General features: G+C 62.6%; 1 protein-coding gene. It reads right to left on the bottom strand.

Annotated elements, in window-relative coordinates:
- Positions 1-149 precede the first annotated feature (149 nt).
- A partial coding sequence (tuf, locus tag HEP69_RS23640) for an elongation factor Tu (RefSeq protein ID WP_290560962.1) occupies positions 150-1,318 on the bottom strand: 1,169 nt, incomplete at its 5' end.

Here is a 1,318-nt window from a genome sequence, read left to right as displayed (position 1 = left end):
AGGAAGAGCGGCGACCACCGCCGCTCTTCATCGAACCGTTTGTTGAGGGGCTGCGATTTTTCGGCGAAAAAGCGCAGCAACCGGGGGGTGTGGGCTGTCGGCGCTCTTTCAGAGCGCCTGTCGCCCACCGGTGCCACCGCTGCGCGGTGTCACTCGATGATTTTCGACACCACGCCGGCACCCACCGTGCGGCCGCCTTCGCGGATCGCAAAGCGCAGGCCGTTTTCCATCGCGATCGGCGCGATCAGCTCGACGTCGAACTTCAGGTTGTCGCCGGGCATCACCATCTCGGTCCCGTCGGGCAGGTTCACCGTGCCCGTTACATCCGTCGTGCGGAAGTAAAACTGCGGACGATAGTTGGCGAAAAACGGCGTGTGGCGCCCGCCTTCTTCCTTGGTCAGGATATAGGCCTCGGCCTCGAACTTGGTGTGCGGGGTCACGCTTCCGGGCTTGCACAGAACCTGACCGCGCTCGACGCCGTCACGCTCCACACCGCGCAGCAGGGCGCCGATATTGTCGCCTGCTTCACCACGGTCCAGCAGCTTGCGGAACATTTCCACGCCCGTGCAGGTGGTTTTCTTGGTGTCGCGGATGCCGACGATCTCGATCTCGTCGCCCACGTTGATGACACCACGCTCAACACGACCGGTCACAACCGTGCCGCGCCCCGAGATCGAGAACACATCCTCGACCGGCATCAGGAAGGGCTGGTCCACCGCGCGTTCCGGCGTCGGGATCCATTCGTCCACGGCCGCCATCAGCTTGCGGATAGACTCTTCGCCGATCTCCGGGTTGGTGCCTTCCATCGCCGCCAGGGCCGAGCCTGCGATCACCGGAATGTCGTCGCCGGGGTATTCATAGACCGACAGCAGCTCGCGGATCTCCATCTCGACCAGCTCCAGCAGCTCTTCGTCGTCAACCTGGTCCACCTTGTTCATGAACACCACCATCGTGGGGATACCCACCTGGCGGCCCAGCAGAATGTGCTCGCGGGTTTGCGGCATCGGGCCGTCAGCCGCGTTCACCACCAGGATCGCGCCGTCCATCTGCGCCGCACCGGTGATCATGTTCTTGACATAGTCGGCGTGGCCGGGGCAGTCCACATGCGCATAGTGGCGCGCATCGGTCTCGTATTCCACATGCGCCGTCGAGATCGTGATCCCACGCGCCTTTTCCTCGGGCGCACCATCAATCTGGTCATACGCTTTGAAATCGCCGAAATACTTCGTGATCCCCCCGCCCCTCAGCGTCTTCTCCGGGGCCACGGACCAACTCGGCCCCATGTTTACCGGCTTTTCGTGTTCAAATTTTTCTTTCA

Source organism: Aestuariivita sp., assembly GCF_021404545.1.
GTDB lineage: Bacteria > Pseudomonadota > Alphaproteobacteria > Rhodobacterales > Rhodobacteraceae > Aestuariivita.
Note: the sequence above shows the minus strand (reverse complement) of the source record. Positions and strands in the feature narration are given on the sequence as shown.